Consider the following 5618-nt stretch of genomic DNA (forward strand, 5'->3'; position numbering starts at 1 on the left):
AGTCTTCGCCGAGCACCAGCCCGAGCTCCTCGTGAAGCTCGCGTAGCGCGGCCTGCGCCGCGGACTCGTCGTCGTCGCAGCGGCCGCCAGGGAGCGCCCACTGTCCCGCGTGCGCTCTGAGCTTCGCGGCTCGACGACACAACAGGAACGCTGCACCGCCGGCGACCCCCGTCATTCGACCGTCGAGGCCTGACACGTCGGACTCGACGTCGTCGAAGTAGTACGGATCGATGGGGGAGGGATCGTGACCGTCGCGCTCGGCGTCGCTGTCGACGACGACGATCGCGACTGCTGCGTGGCGTAGCCCCTCAAGCGGGTGCTCGCGGCGGGAATGTCGGGTCAGATTTGCCGCGAGCTGATCGCGGAGTGCGAGAGTAAACGGGATCATGCTGGTGCCGTCTGTTCCCCTACGCGAGCACGGAGAGACGCGTGTTCCTTGCGACCGCTGCGCACCCGTGTCCTACGCGCTCGAGGAGGCAGACGTCGACCTCGCCGCCTGAATCGCCTCGAGCCGCTCCAGCCGCGGCTGCGCGCGCAGCCGCTCGAACACCTCACGGCCCTCGGCAAGGAGCGGCGCGATCTCGTCCCAATGCTCGCGCCCCGCAAGCCACTCTGCCTGCTCGAGGAGCGCAGTTCCAACCCAGAACACCTCCCCGACCTCTCGCAGCGCGGCGACAGCGTCCTCGAAGCAGGGCTCGTCCTCGCCGCGGAGGACGGCGAGCCTGGCTTCGTGCAGCTTCGTGTGTGCCTCGAGTGACGGCGAGCGGTCGATCGGCGCTGCGGCGGCCGCCGAAAGGAGCGCCCCGAGCGCATCGGCATCGCCCACGAGCGCTGCGGACTCGCAGCCGAGCTGGAGCAACACCTCGACGGCGATGGGGTCGGCGTTGTGGGCCTCGCCTCGAAGCGCGTCGAGGCACTCGGACAACGCGTCGTCGTGCCTTCGCTCGGCCTGCGCAACCAGCACGCAGGCCCAGACGCGCACTACGGCCGCCTGAGTATTAGCGGTCTCGCCCCAGGACGCATACTCGGTTGCTAGCTCTATGACCCGGTCGAGCGCGCCGCGATAGAGGGCCATTTGCGCAAGATCGAGCATCGTCGATGCCTGCACCGGGTCGGATGCGAGCCGTCCTTCCTCCGGGATCTCCGCCACGGCCCGCTCGACCTCGTCCCAGCGGCCCGAGACGAAGTAGGTGCTGATCAGGTTTGTCATCAGGGACCGCTCCCAGACGCGGTCGCCGCGACGCCGGGCCAGGGCAATCCCCCGTTCGATCACGGCGTCGGCCTCGGCGGCCTTCCCGGCGAGCGCGAGGAGGTAGCTGAGGTTCATGCAGGCGCGCAGCGCACCCCGGGGAACGTTCGCCTCTTCGGCCAGGAGGAGGGCCTGCCGCATCAGTCCCAGGCTCTCGTTCGGTCGGAATCGAAGCACGAGCGCCTTGTTGATGAGCGCTTCGACCACGACATCCGTGAGCCGGAGGCGCTCGCTCAGCTCGAGCGCGCGTTCGACGTGCGGCATCGCATCGTCGCCGCGCCCCTCGAAGAACAGGAATCGGCCCAGCTGAGCCGAGACGGTTGCGATCGCCGCCTCGTCGCCCGCGGCCTCATGCGACGTCAGCGCCTGCTCCAGTTGCGCGACCGCGCCTTCGATGCGTCCGGTCACGAAGAGGACTTCGCCCAACCGCGCCTGGGCACCGGCTGCTTCTCCTCGCCGGTTGGCCGCCTCGAGGATCGAGATAGCCTCCTCGAGCAGGGGCTCGGCCTCTTCCATCCGGCCCCCCATCAGAGCCAGCTCTCCTGCGCGGGCGAGAGAGTGTCCGCGCTCGACACCCTCGTCTGTCAGGTCGGCTGCACGCTCGAATGCCCTCTGTGCCTCGAGCGAGGCGGCGAGGGATGCGGCGCGGTCGGCCGCGCGCGTGAACCAACGCCGTGCCTCGGCGCGCACGTCTGCGGCATCGGCTGCGTTCTCGTCCGCCTCGTGGGCGTCGAGGTAGTGGGTGGCGATCACCTCGGCGATCTCGTCGGGATCGATCCCGGCATCCGTTGCGAGGTAACCGGCGACTGCGAGATGGCGGGCGCGCCGGTCGCGGCGGGCGATCGTTTCGTAGGTGACCCGTTGGACGAGCGCCTGGAGGAACCCGAGCTGCCCGCGCTCCGGCGAAAACGGGTCGGTCTCGACGGCGAGCAGCTCCTTCCGCACCAGGCTCGCGACAAGACGATCGACGGCTTCCTGATCAAGCCCCGAGAGCGAGGCCAGCCCGCGCGCCGTGAACGTCTTGCCGAGGACGGATGCGTCCTGGAGGAGCTTGCGCTCCTCCTCCGGAACGCCGTCGAGCCGCGAGGCGATGAGTGCGTGCAGCGTCTCGGGCACCTCGAACGTGCTCAGGTCCCCGGTCACGAGCACGTCGTCACCGACCTGCTCGAGCACGCCGCGATCGCGCAACATCCGCACCGTCTCCACTGCGTACAACGGGATCCCGTCGGCAGCATCGCGGAGCCGCCGCCGGACGTCATCCGGGATCCCCGGGACGAGTCCGGTGAGGAGTTCGTCCATCGCCTCGTCGGCGAGCGGCTCGAGCGGGAGGGTTGCGGCGCTTCGGTTGGAGCCGGGGAAGCCTGGATGCCGGTCGGCGACTTCGGGCCGGGCCAGCGTCAGCACGAAGATCGGGTGGTGGCGACCCCAGTCGAGGAGATACTCGATGAACGCGACGAGGCCCTCGTCGGCCCAGTGGATGTCCTCGAAGACCATGACGAGCGGGCCCTGCTCGGCCAGGAGCTCGAAGAACCGTCGCCACGCCGAGAAGAGGTCTTCCCGATCGGCAGCGGTTCGCTCGGCAAGACCGAGGAGATGCAGGAGGCGCGGCTCGATCCAGGCGCGCTCCTCGGCGTCGACCACCTCCACCTCGAGGACGGCGCGTAGTTTCGAGATCGACGTGTGCGCGTCCTCGTCTTCGAGAATCTTCGCCCGGCCGCGCACCATCTCCGACAGCGCCCAGAAGGCCACGCCCTCCCCGTACGAGAGGCAACGGCCTCGGTGCCACCAGACATCCGCGGCCACCCCATCGATGTACTTCTCGAACTCCCACGAGAGGCGCGACTTTCCGATCCCGGCGACACCGATCACCGATACGAGCCGCGCTCGGGACTGGTCGACCGATGCGTTGAAGAGGTCCTTTACGAGGCGTAGCTCCCCTGCCCGACCGACGAACGGCGCCTCGAGGCCCACGGCTCGACCTTCGCCGCGACGCTGAGCCGAGACCCGGATCGCGCGGGAGAGCTGAACCTGCTCGGCTTTGCCCTTGAGTGCGTGTGCCCCGGCGTCGGCGAAGGCGATCGCTGCCTCGGAGGCACGTCGCGTCGTCTCGCCGACGAGGACGGTTCCGGGCTCGGCTGCGGACTGGATCCGAGACGCGGTGTTGACGAGGTCGCCGGCGACCATGCCCTGGTCGGTGGCACCCAGGGTCACTGCCGCTTCGCCCGTCAGCACTCCAGCCCTTGCCCGGAGCGCAGGGTCGAGTCCTGGGACGGCATCGATCAGCTCGAGCGCCGCGCGGACGGCGCGCTCGGCGTCGTCCTCGTTCGCGACCGGCGCGCCCCAGACGGCCATCACGGCATCACCGATGAACTTCTCCACCGTCCCGCCGTAGCGCTCGATGATCGTGCGGCAGGTATCGAAGTAGCGGGTCAGGAGCTCGCGGGTGTCCTCGGCGTCGCGGCCCTCCGAGGCGGCGGTGAACCCGACGAGGTCGGCGAAGAGGACGGAGACGAGGCGACGTTCCGAGACCGCCTCCTGTCGTGGCGTCCCCTGAGGTCGCGCGTGCGAAGTGGGGCTGCTTGAGCTGGTCACAGCCCCGCACTCGGAGCAGAACTTGGCTCCGTCCGCGAGGTGCGCGGAGCACGACGGGCACATTCGGGCAAGCGTCATCCCGCACTCGGAGCAGAACTTCGCGCCGACCGCGTTCTCCGTCGCGCACGATTTGCAGTGCATGGGCCGACTCTAACTCGCAGGACGACCGAACGGGGAAGGTCTCGGAGTGGCACGACAGCAACTGAGGTAAACCCAATGCGCTGCCATGCGACAGAGTTGACGGCGACGGTCGTGGTCTCCGTGGGGAAGCGTCCGCCACGATCGGAATCGACACTCTCGTCCTCGCCGAGCGTAGCCTCCGGGGCGGTAGGCTCGACCTATGACCGAGATGCCGTCAAAGCCGGGGGCGATCGCCGACGCCGAGGCGCACAGCACCTCCGATGACGCACAGGCGCATGTCCGGATGTGGTGGCGCGTTCTGCCACTCCTCGTGAAGCGCCCCAGGGAGGTCTTCGTCGCGCTCCGGGAAGACGACGAGAAGGACGTTGACGCTCGCTCCGAGCCGATTCTCGGAATCGTCATCGTCGCCGGAATGGCGGCGATGTTGCTCACGCCGGCGTGGGGGACGCTCCTCGACGAGGAGTCACTCGACTGGCTCGTGCTCGCCGTCGTCACCTTCATCGGCGGGCTGCTGTACGGGGCCTTCGGCTACTTCCTGCTCGGATTCGTCGTCTGGCTCGGCGCCCGCGGCGTGGGTGTCGACACGGCTGCGCGCCCCGCGAGGCAGGTCGTGGCGTTCTCGGCCCTGCCGTTCGCACTTTCGATCCTCGTCACGTTGCCCGCGATCGCGCTCGTCTTCGGCACCGATTGGTTCAGGACGGGCGGGGCCGATGATGGCGCAGGGCGCGCCGTCGTCCTCTCTATCGGCCTCGCTCTCGCACTCTGGTCGCTCGGGCTGCTCGCGCTCGGCCTGCGGACGACGTTCGAGTTGCCGTGGCGCGGGGTTGTCGGTGCGATGGCGCTCTCAGCTGTGATGGTGGCGGCGGTCGCTGTCGTTCCCTCGGCGCTCTGAGGCCCGTTCCGGCGCCTGGGTGAAGCCAGGCGCAAGCGTTGGTTGCTGCCTGGTTTCAGCCAGGCAGCGGAGCGGAATGCGGTGCCTTTGCGGCGGCGCTCGTCAGCTCACCCTCGAACGCGGCGAGCTCGTTGGCAGGCATCCCGTAAGTGTGCACCTCTTCCGGGAAGCGGCGTTCGCGCACGTCGCCGATGTACGCCTCCACAGCACGCTGGATTTCGGTCGAGAGGTTCGCGTACTGCTTCACGAACCTCGGCGCATGGCCGTTGTAGAGACCGAGGAGATCGTGCCAGACGAGGACCTGTCCGTCGACGTCCGGGCCCGCGCCGATCCCGATCGTCGGGATCGAGAGGAGCTCTGTGATCTTTGCGGCAACGGGGGAAGGAACGGCCTCGAGTACGAGCGAGAAGCATCCCGCCGCTTCGAGCGCGAGCGCGTCGCGCACGAGCTCGGCTGCCTTGGCGGCCGTGCGCCCTTGTGCCTTGAAGCCACCGAGAGCCGTGGCCGATTGCGGCGTCAAGCCAATGTGACCCATCACCGGCACGCCCGCGCCGACGATCGCGCGCACACGGGAGAGCATGGTTCCGGCTCCTTCGATCTTCACGGCATCGGCACCGGCATCCTTGACGAAGCGGATCGCATTCGTGACGGCGAGCTCATCCGAAATCTGGAAGGAGCCGAACGGCATGTCGGCCACGATCAACGGACGGTTGGCGCCGCGCGTGACAGCGCGCGTCAGCACGA

The 5618-nt window shown here is 68.7% G+C and carries 4 protein-coding genes; 1 reads left to right on the forward strand and 3 read right to left on the reverse strand.

Annotated features, from left to right (window positions below):
• Both ABIR74_RS08595 and ABIR74_RS08600 read right to left on the reverse strand, forming a co-directional pair.
• On the reverse strand, window positions 1-388 hold a 388-nt coding region (locus ABIR74_RS08595; protein WP_348177071.1), incomplete at its 3' end, for an NUDIX domain-containing protein.
• Between the two features lie 72 nt (window positions 389-460).
• Complete coding sequence (locus ABIR74_RS08600) at window positions 461-3982, reverse strand: AAA family ATPase (protein WP_348177074.1); 3522 nt, start codon at window positions 3980-3982, stop codon at window positions 461-463.
• Window positions 3983-4181: 199 nt separating this feature from the next.
• Here ABIR74_RS08600 and ABIR74_RS08605 point away from each other — a divergent pair, with 199 nt between their 5' ends.
• Window positions 4182-4874 carry a Yip1 family protein gene (locus ABIR74_RS08605; RefSeq protein ID WP_348177076.1) on the forward strand — a complete coding sequence of 231 codons (693 nt, stop codon included), beginning with the start codon at window positions 4182-4184 and terminating at the stop codon, window positions 4872-4874.
• Window positions 4875-4929: 55 nt separating this feature from the next.
• On the opposite strand, the gene panB is transcribed toward ABIR74_RS08605, so the two are convergent.
• On the reverse strand, window positions 4930-5618 hold a 689-nt coding region (gene panB / locus ABIR74_RS08610; RefSeq protein ID WP_348177078.1), incomplete at its 5' end, for a 3-methyl-2-oxobutanoate hydroxymethyltransferase.

This window comes from Gaiella sp., assembly GCF_039915195.1.
Taxonomy (GTDB): domain Bacteria; phylum Actinomycetota; class Thermoleophilia; order Gaiellales; family Gaiellaceae; genus Gaiella.

What these genes read in the sequence shown, in the direction of transcription:
- ABIR74_RS08600 (WP_348177074.1), bottom strand. Translation starts at nt 3,982, where the DNA reads ATGCACTGCAAATCGTGCGCGACGGAGAACGCGGTCGGCGCGAAGTTC.
- ABIR74_RS08605 (WP_348177076.1), top strand. Translation starts at nt 4,182, where the DNA reads ATGACCGAGATGCCGTCAAAGCCGGGGGCGATCGCCGACGCCGAGGCG.